This window comes from Virgisporangium aliadipatigenens, assembly GCF_016863615.1.
GTDB classification, from domain to species: domain Bacteria; phylum Actinomycetota; class Actinomycetes; order Mycobacteriales; family Micromonosporaceae; genus Virgisporangium; species Virgisporangium aliadipatigenens.
This window is the reverse complement of sequence record NZ_BOPF01000002.1, coordinates 341,468-362,458: the sequence shown is the minus strand read 5'-3', so window position 1 is coordinate 362,458 and position 20,991 is coordinate 341,468. Positions and strand designations below refer to the sequence as shown.

The window sequence follows — 20,991 nt, the reverse complement described above, 5'->3', positions numbered from 1 at the left end:
CTATCGCACTGATCGCCGGACGGCGCGCGCCCGAGCGGGGAGGATCTGGACATGCGGACACCGAGCAGGTCGATGCGGCACGGACGGATGGCACTGGTCGTCGCGCTCGCGGTTCAGGCGGGCGCGCTGGCCACCCAGGGACCCGCCTTCGCGGGCGCGGCGCGGGCGGCGGCGCCGACGGTCGTGCCGCTGCCGGCCGCGGCGGAGGCCGTTCCCGGGGAGACCTTCACGCTGCGCCCGCAGAGCCGGATCGCGGTCGCCCCGGACACCGCCGGGACGCGTCGCGCCGCGGCCGATCTGGCGGCGATCCTGCGCCCCTCGACCGGCTACCCCCTGGAGGTGTCGGCGGGGGCGGCCCGGCCCGGCGACATCGCGCTGCGCCTGAGCGACGCCGCGGACCTCGGCGACGAGGGCTACCGGCTCACGGCCTCCCGCACCGGCGTGCGGATCGAGGCGGCGGGCGCGGCCGGCCTGTTCTACGGGGTGCAGACGCTGCGCCAACTGCTGCCGCCCTGGATCGAGAGCCCGACGGTGCGACCCGGGCCGTGGTCGGTCTCCGGCGTGCGGATCACGGACACGCCCCGGTACGCGTACCGCGGCATCATGCTCGACATCGCCCGGCACTTCCAGCCGCCGGAGGTGGTCAAGCGCCTCATCGACCGCGCCGCCGCTTACAAGATCAACGTGCTGCACCTGCACGTCAGCGACGACCAGGGCTTCCGGATCGCGATCAACGGCCGGCCGGAGCTGACCGAGATCGGCGGCCAGTTCTCCATCGACAACGACCCCGGCGGCTTCTGGACCCAGGCCGAGTACGTGGACGTGGTCGCCTACGCGGCGGCCCGGCACCTGACCGTCGTCCCCGAGGTCGACTCCCCCGGGCACACCAACGCGATCGTCATGTCCTACGCCGGACCCGAGGCCGATCCGGTGCTGCCCGACGTCAACTGCACCAACCGCACCCCGCCGCAGTGGAACCTGACCGGCGACGTCGGCTACAGCGCCCTGTGCCCGGAGAGCCCGCACACCTGGGCGATCCTGACCGACATCATCACCCAGCTCACCGCCATGTCGCCGGGGCCCTACTACCACCTCGGCGGCGACGAGGTGCCCCCGACGACCCTGTCGCACGAACGCTACGTCGACTTCGTCGACCACGAGGCGCGCATCGTGCGGGAACGCGGCAAGATCGTCATGGGCTGGGCGGAGATCTCCCAGGCGAACTTCGACGCCTCGACGCCGGCCGTGGCGCAGTACTGGAACAACGGCGACCCGACCGGCCCGGCCGGTGACTCGGCCCGGCACGCCGTCCAGAAGGGCATGCGGGTCGTCATGTCGCCGGCCAACCACATGTACCTGGACATGAAGCAGTTCGCGGGCAGTCCGCTCGGCCTGGAGTGGGCCGGCCGGCTCGACGTCGCGCAGGTCTACAACTGGTCCGGCACCAGCAGCGACCCGGCCTCGTACATCCCGGCCCGCACGCTCTCCGACGGCACCGTCCTGCCCGCCGTCACCGACGCGAACATCCTCGGCGTCGAGGCGCCGATCTGGTCGGAGACGCTGCGCACGCTCGCCGACTTCGAGTTCCAGGCGTTCCCCCGGCTGCCGGCGGCGGCGGAGATCGGCTGGTCGCCGCGGGCGCACCCGGAGCGCACCCTGGCCTCCTTCGTCACCCGCCTGGCCGGGCACGGCGCCCGGTGGCAGCTGCGGGGCGCGAACTTCTACCCGTCCCCGCAGGTGCCGTGGCGGGTCGACGTGTCGGCACCGGACCGGGTCGTCGGCGGCCGTCCGGTCAACGGCCCGATCGCCTCGATCGCCGCGCCGGGCGTGCCGCTCGACCGGGTCTCCGCGACGGTCGACTGGGGCGACGGCAGCACGACCCCCGCGACGCTGAGCGGAGTCTCCGGCACCAACAAGACCGCCAACGGCATCTACACCGCGACGGCCTCCCATCGGTACGCCCGCAGAGGCGTGTTCCGGGCGAGGCTCACGGTCACCACCCCGAACGGCAGCACCACCGCCCCGTTCACGGTGACGGTGCTCCACTAGCTGTCCAAGAACGCACACTCCTGGTACGCGGAATTCCGCATGGGCACGACGGGGCATCGTCGGCACGCTTGCCGTCGTACGAACGATCCCGAGCGGACCCAGGAGAACGCACCATGCCCAACACCGCGCGGCTCATCGGAGCCGGCAGCGAACCCACCGTCACCGACCAGGAGATCCGGTCCCTGATCGACCGCTTCGTCGAGGAACTGCACGCCGCCGGCGACAGCGGCATCGCGGGGAAACTCCGCGGCACCCCCGACGGCGACGAACTCGTCTGGCGGATCGCGCTGGACCCCGCCGGACGGTCCACGGAGGCCGCGGACCTCACCGTGCTGGCGAGCCGCGACACCGTGCTGCGCCTCGCCGGCGGAACGGAATCGCCGCTCGAGGCGTTCCGCGCCGGCCGCGTCCGGCTCGCACACCCGATCAGCGCCCGTACGGCGCGCCGCCTCTTCAGCCGCTGAACCACGACACCCGAAGGAACCAGGACATGGCATCCATCCCCGGTGCGGTGACGGTCGACCTGCTCGCACACCCGACCGACCTCAACCTGCTCAACGTGCGCGTGCGCTACACGATCACGTTCACCGACTTCGACGTCCGCTCCCGCCTGGAGTACCTGGAGTGCATCCAGATCTTCGGGATCGACCAGGGGGCCGGCGAGGACGGCGTGGACGACCTGATCGCCGACGTCAGCGCGGCCATCATCAGGGCCGAGAACGCCCCGACCCTCTTCCGCGACCACACCTTCGCGGTCAGCCGCGACCTGCTCAACGAGGACCAACCGCCGGAGCCGAACCCGGACGAGCTCCAGGCGCGGGTGACCCTGACGCCGATGCTGCCGGTGGAGACGGTCCGGAACAGCCCCACGAAGGTGCTCAACCTGATCTGAGCGATCACCGCCGGCTCCCGGCTCCGTGCGCGGCGGAGGCGGGAGCCGGCCGCATGTGACCTGGATCACTCGCACACGTGATCCATCCGGGCGGTCGTGGTCGACCATCTGGGCGTGGGAAGAAGTAGCGACGACGAGGAACGCCTGCTGCGCCGCGTGGCGCGGGCCGACCTCGACGCGTTCGACGAGCTGTACCGCCGAACGTCGCCGTGGCTCGCCATGCGGCTGCGCCGCCGGTGTCGCGACGACGGCATCGTCGCGGAGGTCCTGCAGGACACGTACGTCACCGTGTGGCGGGCGGCCGGGTCGTTCGCGGGGATCCGGCGCTCCGGGGGCACCGACGCGCCGGGCGGCAGCGCGGCCGGCTGGATCTGGACCATCGCCGCGCGGCGCCTCGTGGACGCGCTGCGCAAGCGCGCCCGCACCCAGGAGGTTCCGGCCGAGCACCTGCCGGTGCGCAGCGTGCCGGCCGCCGAGGACGAGGCCCTCGGGTCGATCGGCCTCGAGCTGGCGACCGCGCTCAACGACCTCGCACCGGAGCTGCGGGAGGTGCTCGCCGCGATGGTGCTCGACGGGTTCACCGTCCGGGAGACCTCGGTCCTGCTGGGCGTGCCCGAGGGAACGGTCAAGAGCCGCGCACGGCGCGCACGCAACGCACTACGGGAGGCGCTGGCATGACCGCCCACGTTCCACCGGCGGCGCTGGCCGCATACGCGGGCGGTGAGCCGGCGCTGGACGACGCCGCGATCTGGACCCTGGAGGCGCACCTCGACGGGTGCGCGCACTGCCGGGGGCGGCTCGCCGACCTGGCCCCGCCGCCGCTCGCGGACCTGCTCGGCGAGGCCAGAACGGCGATCCTCCAGGAGGCGCGGACCGGGCCGCGGCCGGTGGCCCGGCGCCGGTTCCGGCGGTGGTTCCTGCGCTGGACCGACTGGTCGCTGCTCGCCTGGATCGTGACGACCTCCGTCGCCATCCTCGCGGCGTTCCTGCTCGACCGGAACTTCCCGGACCGGCCCTCGACCGTGCTGCTGATCGCCCCGGTGGCGCCGCTCGCCGGCCTCGCGGTCGCCTGGTCCCGGCGGGCCAACCCGAACTGGGAGCTGATCGCCGGTACCTCCCGGGCGGGTGTGGAACTGCTGCTGCGCCGCAGCCTCACCGTCCTCGCGATGGTGTTCCCGCTGCTGGCCGCCGCCGGGGTCGGCCTCGGCCGCAATCCCGCGCTGTGGCTGCTGCCCTGCCTGACGTTCACCGGCGCGACGCTGCTGCTCGGCGGCCGGGTGGGCGTCCCGACGGCGGCGGGGCTCCTGAGCGGGGGCTGGCTGCTGACGGTGCTCGCGGCGACGTGGTTCCGCGACGAACCGACCGTCGTCGACAGCCTGCTCCGGTTCGAGACCATGCCCGGCTGGGCCGCGGCCGCCCTGATCCTCGCCGTGACGGCGGTGCTGCGCGCGGACGACCTGCGCGGCCCCGCCCACTGGCGCTGATATCCATGAGGAGAACACAGATGGTTCGCGCGATAGGCGCACAGGAGATCGCACCGACGCGGCACGCCTGGGCGATCGAGGCAACGGCGCTGAAGGTCAAGGCCGGGCGGCATCTCGCCGTCGACGGGCTCGACCTGGCGCTCGGCACCGGTGTGCACGGCCTCCTCGGCCCGAACGGCGCCGGCAAGAGCACGCTCATGCGCGCCCTCGCCACGGTCGTCCGGCCGAACGGAGGCACGCTGCGCCTGCTCGGCACCGACGCCGCCCGCACGCGGGAACTGCGCCGGACCCGCGGCCGGCTCGGCTACCTGCCGCAGCAGTTCGGGTACTACCCGCGCTTCACGGTGCGGGACTACGTCGAGTACATGGCGTGGCTGCGCGAGATGCCGGCGTCGGCCGTTCCGGCGGCGGCGCAGCGCGCCATCGAACGGGTGCGCCTCGCCGACCGGGCCGACAAGCGACTCAAGTCGCTCTCCGGCGGCATGCTGCGCCGGGCCGGCATCGCGCAGGCGATCGTCAACGAGCCGGACCTGCTGCTGCTCGACGAGCCGACCGTCGGCCTCGACCCGGAACAGCGCGTGGAGTTCCGCGAGCTGATCCGCGAACTGGGCACCGAGGCCTGCGTGCTGGTCTCCACGCACCTGGTGGAGGACGTCGTGGCGGCGTGCTCCGACGTCGTTCTGATGGATCTCGGGAAACTGGTGCACCAGGGCGTTCCCGCCGACCTCGTGCGCCTCGGCGAGAACGGCGGCGTCGGCGACAGCCCGGCCGAGCGCGGCTACTCGTACCTGCTCGCGCAGCACCGGGGCGGTGCCCGATGACCCGCCCGCTGCGCATCGAGCTGCTCCGCTCGAACGCCAAGGGTCTGGCCCTGCTGCTGTTCCTGATCACCGCGCTCGGCGTCGGCGCGATGTATCAGTTCTGGTGGGGGCAGTGGCTGCGCTTCGGCTACTCGCAGAGCACGTACATGTTCGTCCTCATGCCGCTGGCGCTGGCCGGCGGGGTGGTGCTCGGCAGGCGGGACCGGCGCACCCGGGCGCGGGAGCTGATGGACAGCACCGGCCGGCCCCGTTGGCAGCGGTCGTTGCCGGCGATGGCCGCGCTCGGCATCGGCGTCGCCGCCACCCACCTGCTCGTCGGCGCGCTCGGTGCGGTGCTCACCGCCGGGGTGGTCGACGGTTACCTGGGTGCGCGGGGGTTCGTGGCGCCGCTGGTCGACGCCCTGGTGCTGGTGGGCGCCGGGTGGCTGGGCATCGCCGTCGGCCGCCGGTGGGGGTCGCCGCTGCTGCCGCCGGCGCTCGCGGCCGCCACGCTCGTGGTGCAGTTCGCGGTGCAGAGCATGCCGGCCAAGAGCCCGCTGCACCATCTCGACCTGATGATCAACAATCCGCCGGACGCCGCCTGGGAGACCGTCTCCACCACGGCCCTCCTCGCGCGAACGGCACTGGCGGCCGGTTTCATCGCGGCCGGGCTGCTGTTCGCCGTGGGCACCTCGTGGGCGTCGCGCACGGGAGCGTTCGGGGCGCTGGCCGCCGGCCTGGCCGGGCTGATGTTCATCAGCGCACCCGGCTCGGCGGGACAGTGGCAGATCGACCGCGCGGCGCAGGCGCTGGTGTGCGCCGACGGGACCCCGCAGGTGTGCCTGACCGCCGTGCACGCGCACATGCTGAAGGACGTCGCTCCGCAGGCCCGCCGCGCGCTGGCCGCACTCGCCAAGCTCCCGAACGCCCCCACCCGCGCGGTGGAGGTGCGGCTGCCGCATCTCGGCCGCAACGACAGCGAGCAGTGGCAGCTGGTGAAGCCGGAGCCGGGCACGGTGCAGTTCACCCTGGAAATCGATCCTGACACGGGTAAGGACCCGGACGTGACCGACAGCATCGTCATGGGCGGCGGCACGTACTGGTCCGGGTGCGGCGCGCCCGACGACATCGCGATGAGCGTCTCCGGCGCCTGGCTCCTGGGTACCGACATGGTCCGGATGTACTTCCCGCCGTTCGGGTACCTCGTCACGGACCATCATGAGCAGGAGATCCGCGACGCCCTGGCCGCGCTGCGCGCGCTGCCGGAGCAGGAGCAGTTGCGTCGGGTGACCGCCCTGCGGGACGCCGCCGCGCGCTGCGAGCAGGAACTGATGCCGATCCTCACCGGCGAGGGCGAGGGCCGGTGAGCCGGTTCGTGCCGCTGTACCTGCGCTCGCGGCGGGTCCCCGCGGCCGTGGCCGCCTCGGCCGGCGCCATCGCCGCCGTCGCGGCCGCCTGGGCCGGCATGACCAAGGACGCGCAGGTGAACACCGGTCTCACGGTGCTCACCGCCGCCCTGGCCGCGGTGCCGTTCGCGCCGACGCTCGCCGGCAACGACGCCGCGCTGGAGAAGACCGCCGCGCTGCCCTGGCCGCCCCGGCGCGTGCTGCACCTCGTGGCGTGCGGGGTGCTGGTGGCCGGCCTGCTGATCGCCGCGCGGCTGGTCGGCACCGACTTCGGCCCGGAGAAGGCGTTGGTGCGCAACGCGGCCGGGCTGATCGGGCTGATCGGGCTCGGCACCGCGCTCGCCGGTGCGCGACACGCGTGGCAGGTGCCGTTGGCGTGGGCGGCGGTGCAGTGCCTGCTGCAGGTGCCGGGCGGGCCGGGGTGGCGGCAGGTGGCGCTGTGGATGATCCAGCCGCCGGAGAACCGGATCGGTGCGATCACGGCCGGGGCGTTCCTGGCGGCCGGGGTGATCGGCTACGCGCTGCGGGTCGGCCCGCCGGTCTCGGCCGCCGAGGCGTCGCTGGAGCAGTAGGCGTTCGACGGCAAATGGCAGGCGCTAGGTGCGCAGCGTGTGGCTCGGGAGCCGCCCGAACGCCGCGCGGTAGCGGGCGGCGAACCGCCCGAGATCGCCGAACCCCCACCGGTGGGCGACCTCGGCGACGGTGACGCCGGGCCCGGCCGCGCGCAGCTCGTGATGGGCGCGTTCGAGGCGGACCCGGGCCAGGTACGCGACCGGCGTGGTGTCGAGATGCTTGCGGAACGCCGCCTGCAGCGCCCGCACGCCGAGACCGGCCGCGGCGGCGACGTCCTCGACGGTGATCGGCTCGCCCGCGTGCGCCTCGATGTGGGCGACGGCGCGGCGGACGGCGGCCGGCGCGACCCGTCCCGGCCCGGGGGCGTCGACGGTCATCGTGGTGTTCGGGAAGACGGTCAGCGCCGCGGTGGCCGCCGCGTCGATCGCGGCGCTCAGCATGAACGGGTGGATGCCGGCCGGACCGGCGCCGGCGAGCAGCCGGCTGAGGTAGGCGATCGTGGCCAGCCACTGCCGCCCGGCGGCCGGCGAGACCGGGGCCATGCCGTCGAAGCGCAGGTCCACCGGGTCGACGCCGGCCCGGGCGGCGACCCGGTCGATCGCGGCCGCGGGAAGCTGGACGACCTGGCAGGTGACCCGTTCCATCAGCACCTGGAGGGCGGCGCGCGACGGGTAGAGCAGCGAGTCGCCCCGCACCCCGCGGCCCTCCAGGCGGCCGCCTCTCATGTGGAACGTCCCGTCGAGCACGGTGGCCACCACGGTCGTCTCGAACGGGTCGGTGGCGATCGACATGTCCGCCCACCAGGCGATGCGGTCGATGGACAGGCCGCCGGCGCTGGCCGCCTCGGAGCGGAACGCGAAACCGTCGGTGGGACCGACGATGCGCGGCAGGTTCTCGACGTAGCGACGGCGGATCAGCTCGTGCACCTCACCGAGATCCCGGGACGCCACGGCGGCCCGCTCGACCGGCTGCTGCGCCGACATCCGCCCCTCCGAGTGCCCGTTCGCCGATGCAAGCTGTGTACATTGCGTCGCTCTCAGTCGCTCAGCGAAGCGTACCGCGGGGGCGATTTGACACAACGGTTGTCAACCGGCGGCATGAATTTCGTGGACGACTTACACCCGATCCGTCGGCGCGCGCTACAGCTGCAGGCCCTCGCCGAACAGGCCCGTCGCCGAGCCGAGCAGCGACGGGCGACCACCGAGCAACTCCGCCGCCGCGCCGTCGCGGCGTGCCAGTCCGCCCTGCGCGCCCAGTCCCGGGCGGAACAGCTGCTCGAACGCGCCAACCGCCGGGCGTTCGCGTCGCGGGCCGGCTGACGGGCCTGCACATTTCAGCACCGGTTGACCCCTCCCATCGATGCTCTTAAGTTTGAACCCCCAACAAACTTGTGCCTCGTGGAAGGTCGGACAGTCATGCGAAGACGTACACCTGTCCTTGCCCCGGCCGCAGCGGCCCTCCTCGCCGCGGCCGGGGCGATCCTCGCCACCGCTCCCCCGGCATCGGCGGCCACCGGCTGCCGCGTCGACTACGCGATCAGCAGCAGCTGGCCGGGCGGGTTCGGCGCCAACGTCACCGTCACCAACCTCGGCGGCCCGATCAACGGCTGGGCCCTCACCTGGTCCTACGCCGCCGGCCAGACCGTCACCCAGGCGTGGAACGCCACCGTCACCCAGGCCGGCACCCAGGTGACCGCACGCAACGCCTCCTACAACGCCGCACTAGGCACCAACGGCACCGCCTCGTTCGGCTTCAACGGCTCGCAGACCGGCAGCAACCCGGTCCCGACAGGTTTCGCGCTCAACGGAGTGGCGTGCACGGGCAGCGCCACCGGCGGTCCGGCATCCCCGAGCCCGACGCCCGCCAACCCCGGCACGCCCGGCGTCCCGTCCGACGCCGTCTGGGTCGCCTCGGGCCAGTGGGACACCTGGCAGAGCAACGGATACACGCTCTACAACAACATCTGGGGTTCCGGCGCCGGCAGCCAGACCATCTGGGCGCGCAGCCCCACCAACTGGGGCGTCATCGCCAACCACCCGATGACCTCCGGCGTGAAGTCCTACCCGCACACCGTGCGCGGTTCGCTCAACCGCACGGTCAGCTCGATCGGCACGCTGACCAGTTCGTTCAACGTGACGGTGCCGGGCAGCGGCAACTACGCCACCACGTACGACATCTGGGCGAACAACTGGGCCTACGAGGTCATGCTGTGGATGAACTGGAACGGCGCCGTGGGGCCGATCGCCGACGCGTACGACCAGAACGGCGCCGTCCCCGCGTTCCGCAATCTGAGCCTGGGCGGCCACACCTGGAACGTCTACCGCGGCAACAACGGCGCCAACGCGGTGTACTCGTTCCTGCGCACGAGCAACACCAACTCCGGCACGGTCGACGTCAAGGCGATCCTCACCTGGCTGCGCACGCAGGGCTGGTGGGCCGACGTGACGGTCGGCGAGGTGCAGTTCGGCTTCGAGATCAGCGGCACCAACGGCAGCGCGGCCTTCACCGACAACAGCTTCGCGATGACCGTCAGCTGATCACGTCACCACGAGTGCATGGTGCCGTCCTCCAGGCGGTTCACCGGCAGGGAGGCCGGGCGGTAGGGATACTGCCCGGCCAGTTCCTCGTCGATGTCCACGCCGAGTCCCGGTGCGTCCCCCGGATCCAGATACCCCCGGTCGAACGTGTACGCGTGCGGAAACACCTCGTCCGTCTCCGGCGTGTGCCGCATGTACTCCTGGAGCCCGAAGTTCGGGATGGACAGGTCGACGTGCAGGGCCGCCGCCATGCACACCGGCGACAGGTCGGTCGCGCCGTGCGAGCCGCTGCGCACGTGGTACAGCGCGGCGAGGTCGTAGATGCGCCGCAGGTGGCTGATCCCACCGGCGTGCACGACGGTGGTGCGGATGTAGTCGATGAGCTGTTCGGTGATCAACTGCTGGCAGTCCCAGATGGTGTTGAACACCTCCCCCACCGCGATCGGCGTCGTCGTGTGCTGTCGCAGCAGCCGGAACCCCTCCTGGAGTTCGGCCGGCACCGGGTCCTCCATCCAGGTCAGCGCGAACGGCTCCAACGCCTTGCCGAGCCGCCCCGCCTCGATGGGCGTCAGCCGGTGGTGCACGTCGTGCAGCAGCTTCAGCCCGGGGCCGAACTCGGCGCGCACCTTGGCGAAGACGTTCGGCACGTGGGTCAGGTACTTCTCGGTCGACCACGCCGCCTCGGTGGGGATCGCCGCGTCGGCCGGCTCGTAGAACATCCGGTCGCCGCTGACCCCGTACGTCTTCGCGAGCCCCGGCACGCCGGTCTGCACGCGCACCGCCCTGTAGCCCAGGTCGACGTAGCGGGCGATCTCCACCAGCACCTCGTCGGTGGTCTCGGCGTTGGCGTGCCCGTACACCGTCACGCCCTCCCGACAGCGGCCGCCGAGCAGCTGGTACACGGGCAGCCCGGCGACCTTCCCCTTGATGTCCCACAGGGCGGTGTCGACGGCCGCGATGGCGCTCATCGTCACCGGTCCGCGCCGCCAGTAGGCGCCCTTGTACAGGTACTGCCAGGTGTCCTCGATGCGGGCCGGGTCGCGGCCGACGAGCAGCGGCACCACGTGTTCGGTGAGGTACGCGGCGACGGCGAGTTCGCGGCCGTTGAGCGTGGCGTCGCCGACGCCCGTCACGCCCTCGTCGGTGACAATCTTGAGCGTGACGAAGTTGCGCCCCGGGCAGGTCACGATGACCCGCGCGTCCACGATCCTCATTCGGACACGTCCTCCTTCACGCGCGCGACGAGCTGCGTCGGATTGACGAACCGCAGCGCCACGACCAGCAGCACCAACATCATCGAGGTGTACATGACGGCCATGGCGTCCACGCTCTGCTGGGCGCGGATGCCGGCCGCCGACATTGAGTAGTAGAGGGCGACCACGAGCGTCTGCGAGTCCGGCCCGGCCGTCAGGAACGTCAGCTCGAACATCCCGACCGTGCGCACCAGCACCAGGATCGACGCCGCGAGGATGCCGGGCACCAGCAGCGGCGCCAGGATCCGCAGGAACACCTGGGTCGTGCCGGCCCCGCACATGCGCGCGGCGCGTTCGATCGCCGGGTCGATCTGCTCGATGAACGGCGTCATCGTCAGGATCACGAACGGCACCGACGGCACCAGATTGGCGAGCACCACCCCGCTGAGGTTGCCCGCGAACCCGTACTTGTACAGCACGGTCGCGAGCGGGATCCCGTACGTGATGGGCGGCATCAGGATCGGCAGCAGGAACAGCAGATACAGCAGGCGCCTGCCGGGGAACGACCGCCGCGCCAGCACGTACGCCGCGGGCACCCCGATCAGCACGGAGACGCCGACGACGAGCAGCGACACCTCCAGCGTCACGGTCAGCACCGGCAGCAGCGTGAACTCGTCCCACGCCTGCGAGTACCACTTCGTGGTCCACCCGCCCTCGGGCAGCCACGTGTCGAACCAGCGCGTCCCGAACGACGACACCACGACCGAACCGATGACGCCGGCGAGGTTCACGAAGAAGAAGACGACGGCGCCCCAGACGAGCCAGGCGCCCGGCGACGCGACGATGCGACGACCGCTCATCCCTTCCCTCCCGACGTGGAACCGGTGTACAGCAGCGACCGTCCACCGAGGACGGTCGCGATGACGACGAGTTCGACGACACCCATGACGACCGCGACGGCCGAGGCGAGGGCGTAGTCGTACTTGACGTACGCGGCGTCGTAGGCGGCGATCGAGATGACCCGGGTCGTCCCGCTCGGATCCCCGACGAGGACGGCGGACGGGAACACGCTGAACGCCAGCACGAACGTGAGGCAGAACGTCGTCGCCAGCCCCGGCGCCAGCAGCGGCAACGTGATCCGTCGGAACCGTTGCCAGCGGCCGGCACCGAGCGTTGCGGCGGCCCGTTCCAGCGTCGGATCGATGCCGGACAGGTACGACAGCACCAGCAGGAACGCGAACGGGAACCCGGTGATGACGAGCGAGAGGAACACGCCCCAGTAGTTGTGCGTGAGGCTCACCGGCGTGTCCACGATCCTGACCGACATCAGGATGCGGTTGAACCAGCCCGTCGGCCCCAGGAAGTTGAGCAGCCCCTGCGCGGTCAGCACGGTGCCGAGCGTGATGGGCACGACCAGGATCGTGGTGACCAGCCGCCGCCCCCGGAACCGGCCCCGCATCCGCAGCGCGATCGGGACCGACGCGAGCACGTTCAGCAGCGCGGCGGGCAACGAGAGCCTGAGCGTGGTCCAGACGGTGTCGCGCAGGTACGCGTCGGTGAAGAACTCCCGATAGGCACCCAGCGGCCCGCCGCGCTTCGGCTGGAACGACAGCCCCACCCCGTAGAAGAACGGGTAGATGAACAGCGTCAGCACGAAGACGGCCGCGGGCAGCAACAGCAGCAGGTTGCGGTCGATGCCCCGTTCGGCGAGCCGGTGCCGCAGCGAGACCCGGCTCATGAGTCGGGTCCGGCGGGGAAGACCAGCAGCCGCCGCGGATCCACCGCGATGCCGATCCGGTCACCCGGCGCCGGGCGGCGATCGGTGCGCAGGTGCAGTTCGATCCCGGAGGCCGTGCGCGCCTCGACGGCGACCTCCCGGCCCTGGTACTCCACGACCTCCACGACGGCCGCCGGCCCGTCCTCGACGACGTCACCGATGCGCAGGTCCTCGGGGCGCACGCCGACCACGACGGCGTCACCCGGCTCGATGTCGCCGACCGGCGTGCCGACGAGCGTGAGGCCGTGCCCGGTGACGGTGACCCGGCCACCCTCCACAGTGGACGCCTGCATGAGGACGAGGTTGCGGTAGCCCATGAAGTCGGCCACGTACTTGTTCACCGGGCGGGTGTGCACCTCCTCCGGCGGCCCGATCTGCTGCACCTTCCCGTCGCGCAGCACCACCAGCCGGTCGGCGAGCGACAGCGCCTCCTCCTGGTCGTGCGTCACGTAGACCGTCGTCAGGCCGAGCGTCTGGTGCAGGCGGCGGATCTCGGTGCGCATCTCCAGCCGCAGCTTGGCGTCCAAATTGGACAGTGGCTCGTCCATGAGGACCAGTGACGGTTCGAGGACGACGGCGCGGGCGATGGCGACCCGTTGCTGCTGCCCGCCGGAGAGCTGGCCGGGCAGCTTGGCGACGTGCTCCTTCAGCCGCACCAGATGCACCGCGTCGTCGACCCGCTTGCGGATCTCGGCCCGCGGCAGCCGCCGCATCTGCAGCCCGAACGCGATGTTGCGCCACACCGACAGGTGCGGGAAGAGCGCGTAGTTCTGGAACACCATGCCGAAGCCGCGCTTCTCCGGCGGCAGCGTGTCCAATCGCGTGTCGTCGCACCAGATCCGCCCACCGGTGAGCGGCAGCAGGCCGGCGAGGCAGTTGAGCGCCGTGGACTTGCCGCAGCCGGACGGCCCGAGCAGGGCGATGAACTCGCCGCGCCGGATGGTCAGGTCGAGGTCGGCGAGCGCGGCGTTCCCGGAGAAGCTGCGGCTGACCCCCTCCAGCCGCAGCTCCTCGAAGGATGCGGTCACTTGTTCACCTTCGCGCCGCCGATCTCGCGGTCCCAGCGGTCGAACGCCGCCACCAGTTCCTTGGCACCGAGCGGCACCTCCAGGGGATTGCCGGCGATCAGCGCCTCGTACTCGGGCCGCCCGAAGTCCTCGATGGCCTTGCGGCTGTCGGCCGGCGCCAGCGACAGCGGAACGTCCTTCACCGCCGGCCCCGGGTAGAAGTACCCCTTGTCGTACGCCTTCGCCTGCTGCTCCTTGGTGAGCATGAACCTCAGCAGTTGCAGCACGGCCGCCTGCTTGTCCGTCGAGACGCCCTTCGGCACGACCGCGTAGTGCGCGTCGGTGACCCAGTGGAAGCCCTGCAGGGTCCCGACCTTCGCCTCCTTCGGCACCTGGCCGAGCACGCGCGGGTTGATGTCCCAGCCGGTCGTCGACAGGATCACCTTCGCCGAGCCGTTCGCGAGGTTCTTCATCGTCTCGCCCGTTCCGGACGGGTAGAGCGTGATGGTCCTGTCCAGCTCCTTGAGGAACGCCCAGGTCTTCTCCCAGCCGTTGGTGGGATCCTTCGGGTTGCTGTCGCCCAGCAGGTACGGCAGCCCCATGAGGAACGTCCGTCCCGGCCCGGAGTTCGACGGGCGGGCGTACTGCACGGCGCCCGGGTTGGCCTTCGCGTACTCCAGCAGCTCCGGCGCGGACTTCGGCGGGTTGGGCACCTTCGACGGCAGGTACTCGATCAGCGGCCCGGACGGGTAGTAGGTGACCGTGACGCCGAAGTCGCCGGCGAGCTTCTGCATCGCCGCAGCACCGGGCAGGTACTCCTGCATGCCGGGCAGCCGGTCGGCGTACTTCGGCAGCAGCGGCGTCCACAGCTGCTGGTCGATCCCGGCCGCGAGCCCGTCGACGCCGGTCAGCACGAGGTCGATGTCGACCCGGCCGGCGTCCTGCTGCGCCTTCACCTTGCCGACCAGTTCCGGGGCGGTGGCCTTGGTGTAGGTCACCTTCGACACGATGCCGGAGTTCTTCGCGGCGAAGTCGTCGATCATCCCCTGGGTCAGCTGGAGATTGCCGGCGACGTCGAGCACGTTCAGCGTGACGGCCGAACCGGGCTTCTCCGGCACGTCGCCGCCGGTGTCGGTGGAGCCGCCGGAGTCGGGTGCGCCGCACGCGGCGAGCGCGCACAGCGCCGCCAGGACGATGGGGGTGGGACGTTTCATGAGGGGTCCCTTCTAGGGCCGGTGCAGGGGGCCGGTGGAGCCCCGCACCGTCAGGTGGGTGTCGAGCTCGCGGCGGGCGGTCGCGGTGCGATCGGGGTTCTCCATGAGGTCGAGCAGCAGGTCCACACCGGCGCGGCCGCTCTGCTCGACCGGGGAGGAGACGGTGGTCAGGGGCGGGTGCACCATCGCCGACATGGCGATGTCGTCGATGCCGATGACGCTGATGTGCCCGGGCACGTCCACGTCGCGGGCGCGGAAGCGGCTCAGCAGGCCGAGGGCGATGAGGTCGTTGTAGGCCACGACCGCCGTGACGTCCGCGGCGAGCACCAGATCCGCCGCCGCGATTCCGCCGGTGAACTGGGGAAGCACGTTGCCGACCTCGACGAGTTCCAGCCGGTTGGCCGCGGCGGCGGTGCGCAGGCCGCGCAGCCGTTCGCGGTTGGACCAGGAACTGCGCGGGCCGCCGACGTAGGCGACGCGGCGGTGCCCCAGGGCCGTCAGATGGGCCACCGCCTGACGCATGCCGTCGAGGTTGTCGAACGTCACCGACGGAATGCGGCTCACCCGCCGGTTGAGCAGGACGGTGGGGGTCTGCTCAGCCAGCGGGCGCAGCGCGGACTCGCTCATCCGCGGCGAACACAGCACGATGCCGTCGACCTGTTTGGCGAGCGCCTGCACCAGTTCGGCCTCGGCGGTGGGTACCTCGTCGGTGTCGGCCACGAAGACGGCGTAGTCCAGCTCGCGCGCCCTGGCCTGGATGCCCTTGACCACCCCGGGAAAGAACGGGTTGGCCAGATCGGGAACGATGAGCCCGAGGTTGCCCGTCCTACCGGTGATGAGTCCCCGGGCCGCCTTGTTGGGCGAGTAGCCGAGCGCGCTCGCCGAACGCCTGACCCGTTCCCGCGTCTCCGCCTTGACCAGCTCGGGCGAGGAGAGTGCGCGGCACACGGTGGACGCCGAGACCCCTGCGTCGCGGGCGACATCCCTGATCGTGACGGCCACGACCGCCTCCTCCGGCGCGTTCGTGCGTTGCCGGGAAGTGTGGAACGTGTTTCAGGAGGCTGTCAAGAGATCGCGGTCTATAAAGGCCATCAAGAATGAAAACGTTTGCGGAATGTGGTCATAGAAGCTGCCGCACCCGGGCGGCCTCCCGGGCCAGGTGGTCGCGCTCGGCCACGCTCGCGGCGACGCGGGACGCCTCGGCGTACAGCGCGGCGGCCCGTTTCAGGTCGCCGTCGCGCTCGTGCAGGTACGCGGCCACCGCCCTGTGGCGCGGCAGGTCGGGGCTCACCTCGGCCAGGGCCGCCAGCCCGGCCCGCGCGCCGTCGGCCTCCCCGACCGCCACCGCCCGGTTGAGGCGCACCACCGGGCTGTCGGTGAGACGAAGAAGTTCGTCGTACCACTCGACGATCTGCACCCAGTCCGTCTCGTCCGTGCTCGGGGCGTCGGCGTGCAGGGCGGCGATCGCGGCCTGCGCCTGGTACTCGCCCAGCCGGTCGCGGGCCAGCGCGTGCTGCAGGATGTCGACCCCCTCGGCGATCAGCCCGGTGTCCCACCGCGAACGGTCCTGGGCGGCGAGGGGCACCAGCCGACCGGCCGGCCCGGTGCGCGAGGCGCGGCGCGCGTGGTGCAGCAGCATCAACGCGAGCAGGCCGGCGACCTCCGGTTCGGCGGTCAGGGCGGCGAGCTGGCGGGTGAGCCGGATGGCCTCCGCCGCCAGGTCGACATCGCCGCCGTACCCCTCGTTGAAGACCAGGTACAGCACCCTCAGCACGGTCCCGAGGTCGCCGGACCGGTCGAACGACCGCCCCTCCAGTTTCTTCTTGGCGCGGCTGATCCGCTGCGCCATGGTCGCCTCGGGCACCAGGTACGCCGCCGCGATCTGACGGGTGGTGAGGCCGCCGACCGCCCGCAGGGTCAGCGCGACGGCCGAACCCGCCGGCAGGGTCGGATGCGCGCACAGAAAGTACAGGCGCAGCGTGTCGTCGGTGTCGGCCGCCGGGCCGGGTGCCGGTTCGGCGTCGACGGCCAGCTCCCGCCCGCGCCGCGACGACTCCGACCGGGCCGCGTCGAGGAACTTGCGCCACGCGGCCGCCACGAGCCACCCCTTCGGGTCGCGCGGCGGGTCGGCCGGCCAGTGTTCGAGCGCCCGGATCAGCGCCTCCTGCACGGCGTCCTCGGCCGACGCGAAGTCCGCTCCGCGCCGGACGAGGATGCCGATGACCGCGGGCACCAGTTCCCGCAGCAGGGCGTCGTTCACTCGGACACCAGGGGCGGCGCGCCGTAGAACGGCCGCACCTCCAGCCACTCGTGAATCGGCTCGCCGCCGGCACCGGGCGCGGCGGACAGCTCACCCGCCAGTTCGACGGCGCGGTCCCAGGACTCCACGTCGATGATCATCCAGCCGGCGATGAGATCCTTCGTCTCGGCGAACGGCCCGTCGGTGACCGGCGGGCGTCCCTCGCCGTCGAAGCGCACCCAGGCCCCCTCGGACGACAGCGCCTCCTCGCTGACGAACTCGCCGGTCTCCTTCAGCTTCTCGGCGAAATCGCGCATGTACTGCACGTGCGCGTCCATCTCCTCGGGCGTCCAGGTGTAGATGGAGCCGCGGTCGACAACGGGGGCAGGGCCGCCACGGTAGTGCTTCAGCAGCAGGTACTTCACGGTGGTTCTCCTTCGTCTCGGCCGGCCCTCGTGGCCGCTCGTACCCCGGGGACGGAGCCGCCACCACATTCTCGACACCCCCGCCCGACCGATTTCGCGGAACCTCCGCGAACGGCGCCGGACCCGGAGGCGGGTTCCGCCGTCCGGGTCCGGAGTGGGGTGTGCGGGCTCGACGCGGTCAGGACTCGATCAGCTCCCTCGGCGAGTCCGGGACCGCGAACCCGACGGTCGCCGGGGTCCGCACCGCGTGGACCACACCGGCGGCGGCGAGCAGGAAGAGCAGCCCGGCGGCGAGGTAGGCGACCGTGGCGGCCTGCGCGGCCTTGGTGCCGAACTCGCTGAAGCCGTAGGAGGTGAGCAGCAGGCCGCGCAGGGTCTCACCCTTGAAGACGGTCTCCCGCTGGGTCGTCGCCTCGGTCAGCTGCTTCTGCAGGTCGGTCGCCTTCGCGGTGTCGCCGGCCTGGGTGGCCGTGGCGATCTGGGCGCGCAGCTGGGTCTGCACATCGCCGAGTTCCGCGTAGGTCTTGCCGCCGGCGGTCGACTTCAGGTGCAGGCCGATGAACTCGTTGGCGTAGCACTCCGCCTGCTTGCCGGTGGTCAACGCCTGGCCCGCGTACTTCACCAGGCACTCGGACTTCTTCTCCTCCGCGGTCAGGTTGGCGGCCGGCTTGAACGTGATGTGCTGCTGGCCGAGCTGGTCACGCACGTAGTCGTTGGCGAAGTTGGCGTTGGCGGTCAGGACGATCCCGACCACGAGCACGAGAACGGCGAGCCCGAGTCCGCCGATGCTGAGGATGACGTCCAAGGTCCTGCGCTTCATGGAAAGCTCCGTGTGTGATGCCCGGCGCACCAGGTCGATCGGCTGTTGACAGGAAGCCTGTCAGCGCCGGGCGCCGTCCTGCAGAGGAGAAGGAATCGCTCCGCGGGGACCTTCGGCATGCCTTCGGAACGCCTGCGCACCGGTGGTGTCGGGACCTTGGTCCCGGGTCCCGCGCGGGCCGCCGGCCGATACTCAGCTGTCCGGCCGCCTGGACGAAGAGAAGGGTGTGATGCGGAACCTCTCCATCCGACTGCGGCTGTTCGCCGGGTTCGGCCTGCTGCTCGCCGTCGTCGCCGCGCTGGTGGCGGTCGGCTACGTCGGGTTCGACACGCAGACCCGTTCGACGTCCGAGGTGCGCGACAGTGCGGAGCTGACGCGACACGCGCTCGACGTCAAGTACCTGGCCGCCGACTGGAACGGCTGGCAGACCGCCTACGCGTTCGACGTCGTGCGCGGGCTGCCGGGCGCCACCGACGACGGGGCGAGCAGTCGCAAGGCGTTCCTCGAGGCGACCGAGCGCCTGCGGGCGGCACTGGACGCGCTGGACCGTTCACCGCGGCTCACCGGCGCCGAGCGCCAGGCGGTTCGGGAGGCCGCCGCGGCGGTCGACGCGTTCATGGCGACCGACGTGGAACTGGTGGCCGCCTACCGCACCGGCCGCCCTGAGACGATCCGCGCGGCGAACGAACTCGTCGTCGGCGCCGAGATCGAGAACTACGAGCGGGTGACGGCGGCGGTCGACACGCTGGTGGGGCTCATCGTCGAGGACGAGAACGCCACCGTCGCGGCGGCCGCCGACAGCGCCGGTTCCGGGCGGAGCACGATGCTGGTCGTCGGCCTGCTCTGCCTGCTCGTCGCCGGGGCGAGCACCCCGCTGCTGGTGCGCTCGATCACCCGGCCGCTCGCCGAGCTGCGCGCCCGCCTGGTGGACATCGCCGACGGCGACGGCGACCTGACGGCCCGCCTGGACGCCTCCGGACGCGACGAACTGGCCGGTGTCGCGGGCGCGTTCAACCGGTTCAACGAACGGGTGCAGGGCCTGGTGCGGCAGATGGCCGACGCCGGCGCGGAGCTGGCCCGTTCCTCCGCCGGCCTCTCGGCGCTGTCGAACCGGTTGGCGGCCGGCGCGGAGGAGACCAGCACCCAGGCCACCACCGTCTCGACTGCGGCCGCTCAGGTCTCCGACAGCGTGCGGCTGGTGGCCGCCGGCGTCGACGAGATGGGCGCCTCCATCGCGGAGATCGCCTCCAGTGCCGGCGACGCGGCGGGCGTGGCGCGGGAGGCGGCCGACATGGCCGAATCCGCCGACGCGACCATCAGCGCGCTGGGCCGTTCCAGCGAGGAGATCGGCAACGTCGTGCGCCTGATCAACGCGATCGCCGCCCAGACCGACCTCCTCGCGTTGAACGCCACCATCGAGGCGGCCCGCGCGGGAAGTGCCGGGCTCGGTTTCGCGGTCGTGGCCAACGAGGTCAAGGAACTGGCGCAGGAGACCGCACGCGCCACAGGCGACATCACCGCCCGCATCGACGCGATCCGCGGGGACGCCGACGCGGCCATCGGTTCGGTCCAGCGCATCGGCACCGTCATCGGCCGGATCAACGGCTACGCCACGACCATCGCCTCCGCGGTGGAGGAGCAGACGGCCACGGTGGGCGAGATCGGCCGGGGCGTCGGCGAGGCCGCGACCGGTTCGGCGCACATCGCCGAGAACATCACCGGCGTCGCCGACGCGTCGACCGACACCGCGAAGGCCGCCGAGGAGGCCAGCGCAGGCGTGGAGGCGATCACCGGCGTGGTCGCCGGGCTGGCCGCCACGGTGAACCGCTTCCGGTACTAGGTCGAACCGCTGGGGGTATCTCGACGATCCTGATCGGGGACTTGTGTCCGGCGGCGGCCGTGCCGGAAGAATTCACCATGGAATTCGATCAACTGGTCAGACGCCGCCGGATGGTACGTCGGTACGACCCGAACCGGCCCGTGCCGCAGCCGTTGGTGGACAAGCTCCTCGGCCACGCCGTTCGCGCGCCGTCGGGAGGATTCAGCCAGGGCTGGGAATTCCTCGTGATCCGCAAGGCCGAGGATCTGGAGAGCCTGTGGAAACTGTCCTGGAACACGCGCGGGGACTCGACGGCCACCGAAGCGCAGCGGCGTAGCGAGGCGTACCGGGCCCGCGGGTTCTGGGTCACCGCGCCCCTCGTCATCTGGGCGCTGTCGGACCGGGACCGCTACCTCGACCGGTACGCCCAGGGCGACAAGGGCTGGACCGACCGGTCCGAGAGCCGGTGGCCCGCGGCGTACTGGGACATGGACGCGGGCGCCGCGACCCTGATGATGCACCTCACCGCGCTCAACGAGGGCCTCGCCTCGTGCTACATCGGGCTGTCGCCGAAGACCATCCCGGAGTTCAAGGACACTTTCGGCATTCCCGATCGTCTCCATCCGGTCGTCGGTCTCACCATCGGATACGCCGACGAGGACGAACCGCCGCGGGACCTGTCGGACCGCCGGCGCCCGCTCGGCGACATGGTCCACGAGGGCCGGTGGAGCGACCCGGCCACGCGGTGAGCGCCCG

22 protein-coding genes are annotated in these 20,991 nt (G+C 71.8%); 12 read left to right on the top strand and 10 right to left on the bottom strand.

What is annotated here, in order from left to right; all coding sequences use genetic code 11:
• Positions 1–51: 51 nt before the first annotated feature.
• From Val02_RS02325 to Val02_RS02290, 8 genes are all read left to right on the top strand, one after another.
• On the top strand, positions 52–2,049 hold the full coding sequence (locus tag Val02_RS02325) for a family 20 glycosylhydrolase (protein ID WP_203897139.1): 1,998 nt from the start codon (positions 52–54) through the stop codon (positions 2,047–2,049).
• A gap of 113 nt (positions 2,050–2,162) precedes the next feature.
• On the top strand, positions 2,163–2,513 hold the full coding sequence (locus tag Val02_RS02320) for a hypothetical protein (protein WP_203897138.1): 351 nt from the start codon (positions 2,163–2,165) through the stop codon (positions 2,511–2,513).
• Between the two features lie 26 nt (positions 2,514–2,539).
• On the top strand, positions 2,540–2,941 hold the full coding sequence (locus Val02_RS02315) for a hypothetical protein (RefSeq protein ID WP_203897137.1): 402 nt from the start codon (positions 2,540–2,542) through the stop codon (positions 2,939–2,941).
• Positions 2,942–3,055: 114 nt separating this feature from the next.
• Positions 3,056–3,619 carry an RNA polymerase sigma factor gene (locus tag Val02_RS02310; protein ID WP_239151701.1) on the top strand — a complete coding sequence of 188 codons (564 nt, stop codon included), beginning with the start codon at positions 3,056–3,058 and terminating at the stop codon, positions 3,617–3,619.
• Positions 3,616–4,425: a cupin domain-containing protein gene (locus Val02_RS02305; RefSeq protein ID WP_203897135.1), complete on the top strand. Its 810-nt coding sequence runs from the start codon at positions 3,616–3,618 to the stop codon at positions 4,423–4,425. The genes Val02_RS02310 and Val02_RS02305 overlap by 4 nt, the downstream gene beginning before the upstream one ends.
• Positions 4,426–4,445: 20 nt before the next feature.
• Entirely contained in the window at positions 4,446–5,246 is an 801-nt protein-coding gene (locus Val02_RS02300; RefSeq protein WP_203897134.1) for an ABC transporter ATP-binding protein, read from the top strand.
• A complete protein-coding gene (locus tag Val02_RS02295) occupies positions 5,243–6,592 on the top strand; it encodes a hypothetical protein (RefSeq protein WP_203897133.1) in 1,350 nt (449 codons plus the stop codon). The genes Val02_RS02300 and Val02_RS02295 overlap by 4 nt, the downstream gene beginning before the upstream one ends.
• Positions 6,589–7,203: a hypothetical protein gene (locus Val02_RS02290; RefSeq protein ID WP_203897132.1), complete on the top strand. Its 615-nt coding sequence runs from the start codon at positions 6,589–6,591 to the stop codon at positions 7,201–7,203. Before Val02_RS02295 ends, Val02_RS02290 begins: the two co-directional genes overlap by 4 nt.
• A 24-nt stretch (positions 7,204–7,227) precedes the next feature.
• Here the strand turns inward: Val02_RS02290 and Val02_RS47080 are convergent, their stop codons facing one another.
• Entirely contained in the window at positions 7,228–8,187 is a 960-nt protein-coding gene (locus Val02_RS47080) for an AraC family transcriptional regulator (protein ID WP_239151691.1), read from the bottom strand.
• A 123-nt stretch (positions 8,188–8,310) separates the two neighbouring features.
• Here Val02_RS47080 and Val02_RS02280 point away from each other — a divergent pair, with 123 nt between their 5' ends.
• Together Val02_RS02280 and Val02_RS48535 are read left to right on the top strand one after the other, a co-directional pair.
• Positions 8,311–8,523, top strand: coding sequence for a hypothetical protein (locus Val02_RS02280; RefSeq protein ID WP_203897131.1), 213 nt, complete (start codon positions 8,311–8,313; stop codon positions 8,521–8,523).
• 96 nt (positions 8,524–8,619) lie between these two features.
• Complete coding sequence (locus Val02_RS48535) at positions 8,620–9,741, top strand: glycoside hydrolase family 12 protein (RefSeq protein ID WP_203897130.1); 1,122 nt, start codon at positions 8,620–8,622, stop codon at positions 9,739–9,741.
• 5 nt (positions 9,742–9,746) lie between these two features.
• Here the strand turns inward: Val02_RS48535 and manD are convergent, their stop codons facing one another.
• From manD to Val02_RS02230, 9 genes are all read right to left on the bottom strand, one after another.
• The gene (manD, locus tag Val02_RS02270) at positions 9,747–10,955 is read right to left on the bottom strand and encodes a D-mannonate dehydratase ManD (protein WP_203897129.1); all 1,209 of its coding nucleotides are present in this window, start codon (positions 10,953–10,955) and stop codon (positions 9,747–9,749) included.
• The gene (locus tag Val02_RS02265; RefSeq protein ID WP_203897128.1) at positions 10,952–11,794 is read right to left on the bottom strand and encodes an ABC transporter permease; all 843 of its coding nucleotides are present in this window, start codon (positions 11,792–11,794) and stop codon (positions 10,952–10,954) included. Before Val02_RS02265 ends, manD begins: the two co-directional genes overlap by 4 nt.
• Complete coding sequence (locus tag Val02_RS02260) at positions 11,791–12,672, bottom strand: ABC transporter permease (protein ID WP_203897127.1); 882 nt, start codon at positions 12,670–12,672, stop codon at positions 11,791–11,793. The genes Val02_RS02265 and Val02_RS02260 overlap by 4 nt, the downstream gene beginning before the upstream one ends.
• Entirely contained in the window at positions 12,669–13,739 is a 1,071-nt protein-coding gene (locus tag Val02_RS02255) for an ABC transporter ATP-binding protein (protein WP_203897126.1), read from the bottom strand. Before Val02_RS02255 ends, Val02_RS02260 begins: the two co-directional genes overlap by 4 nt.
• Entirely contained in the window at positions 13,736–14,932 is a 1,197-nt protein-coding gene (locus Val02_RS02250) for an ABC transporter substrate-binding protein (RefSeq protein WP_203897125.1), read from the bottom strand. The genes Val02_RS02255 and Val02_RS02250 overlap by 4 nt, the downstream gene beginning before the upstream one ends.
• A 12-nt stretch (positions 14,933–14,944) precedes the next feature.
• On the bottom strand, positions 14,945–15,934 hold the full coding sequence (locus Val02_RS02245) for a LacI family DNA-binding transcriptional regulator (RefSeq protein WP_203897124.1): 990 nt from the start codon (positions 15,932–15,934) through the stop codon (positions 14,945–14,947).
• A gap of 118 nt (positions 15,935–16,052) precedes the next feature.
• Positions 16,053–17,192 carry an RNA polymerase sigma factor gene (locus Val02_RS02240; RefSeq protein ID WP_203897123.1) on the bottom strand — a complete coding sequence of 380 codons (1,140 nt, stop codon included), beginning with the start codon at positions 17,190–17,192 and terminating at the stop codon, positions 16,053–16,055.
• Positions 17,189–17,596, bottom strand: coding sequence for a YciI family protein (locus tag Val02_RS02235; RefSeq protein ID WP_239151685.1), 408 nt, complete (start codon positions 17,594–17,596; stop codon positions 17,189–17,191). The genes Val02_RS02240 and Val02_RS02235 overlap by 4 nt, the downstream gene beginning before the upstream one ends.
• 178 nt (positions 17,597–17,774) lie before the next feature.
• Entirely contained in the window at positions 17,775–18,416 is a 642-nt protein-coding gene (locus Val02_RS02230) for a hypothetical protein (protein WP_203897121.1), read from the bottom strand.
• Positions 18,417–18,645: 229 nt separating this feature from the next.
• Here Val02_RS02230 and Val02_RS02225 point away from each other — a divergent pair, with 229 nt between their 5' ends.
• Positions 18,646–20,256, top strand: coding sequence for a methyl-accepting chemotaxis protein (locus tag Val02_RS02225; RefSeq protein ID WP_203897120.1), 1,611 nt, complete (start codon positions 18,646–18,648; stop codon positions 20,254–20,256).
• 77 nt (positions 20,257–20,333) lie between these two features.
• The gene (locus Val02_RS02220) at positions 20,334–20,984 is read left to right on the top strand and encodes a nitroreductase family protein (RefSeq protein WP_203897119.1); all 651 of its coding nucleotides are present in this window, start codon (positions 20,334–20,336) and stop codon (positions 20,982–20,984) included.
• Positions 20,985–20,991: the final 7 nt, after the last annotated feature.

What these genes read in the sequence shown, in the direction of transcription:
- Val02_RS02225 (WP_203897120.1), top strand. Translation starts at nt 18,646, where the DNA reads ATGCGGAACCTCTCCATCCGACTGCGGCTGTTCGCCGGGTTCGGCCTG.
- Val02_RS02325 (WP_203897139.1), top strand. Translation starts at nt 52, where the DNA reads ATGCGGACACCGAGCAGGTCGATGCGGCACGGACGGATGGCACTGGTC.
- Val02_RS02300 (WP_203897134.1), top strand. Translation starts at nt 4,446, where the DNA reads ATGGTTCGCGCGATAGGCGCACAGGAGATCGCACCGACGCGGCACGCC.
- Val02_RS02320 (WP_203897138.1), top strand. Translation starts at nt 2,163, where the DNA reads ATGCCCAACACCGCGCGGCTCATCGGAGCCGGCAGCGAACCCACCGTC.
- Val02_RS02220 (WP_203897119.1), top strand. Translation starts at nt 20,334, where the DNA reads ATGGAATTCGATCAACTGGTCAGACGCCGCCGGATGGTACGTCGGTAC.
- manD (WP_203897129.1), bottom strand. Translation starts at nt 10,955, where the DNA reads ATGAGGATCGTGGACGCGCGGGTCATCGTGACCTGCCCGGGGCGCAAC.
- Val02_RS47080 (WP_239151691.1), bottom strand. Translation starts at nt 8,187, where the DNA reads ATGTCGGCGCAGCAGCCGGTCGAGCGGGCCGCCGTGGCGTCCCGGGAT.
- Val02_RS02315 (WP_203897137.1), top strand. Translation starts at nt 2,540, where the DNA reads ATGGCATCCATCCCCGGTGCGGTGACGGTCGACCTGCTCGCACACCCG.
- Val02_RS02305 (WP_203897135.1), top strand. Translation starts at nt 3,616, where the DNA reads ATGACCGCCCACGTTCCACCGGCGGCGCTGGCCGCATACGCGGGCGGT.
- Val02_RS02295 (WP_203897133.1), top strand. Translation starts at nt 5,243, where the DNA reads ATGACCCGCCCGCTGCGCATCGAGCTGCTCCGCTCGAACGCCAAGGGT.
- Val02_RS02250 (WP_203897125.1), bottom strand. Translation starts at nt 14,932, where the DNA reads ATGAAACGTCCCACCCCCATCGTCCTGGCGGCGCTGTGCGCGCTCGCC.
- Val02_RS02260 (WP_203897127.1), bottom strand. Translation starts at nt 12,672, where the DNA reads ATGAGCCGGGTCTCGCTGCGGCACCGGCTCGCCGAACGGGGCATCGAC.
- Val02_RS02265 (WP_203897128.1), bottom strand. Translation starts at nt 11,794, where the DNA reads ATGAGCGGTCGTCGCATCGTCGCGTCGCCGGGCGCCTGGCTCGTCTGG.
- Val02_RS48535 (WP_203897130.1), top strand. Translation starts at nt 8,620, where the DNA reads ATGCGAAGACGTACACCTGTCCTTGCCCCGGCCGCAGCGGCCCTCCTC.
- Val02_RS02230 (WP_203897121.1), bottom strand. Translation starts at nt 18,416, where the DNA reads ATGAAGCGCAGGACCTTGGACGTCATCCTCAGCATCGGCGGACTCGGG.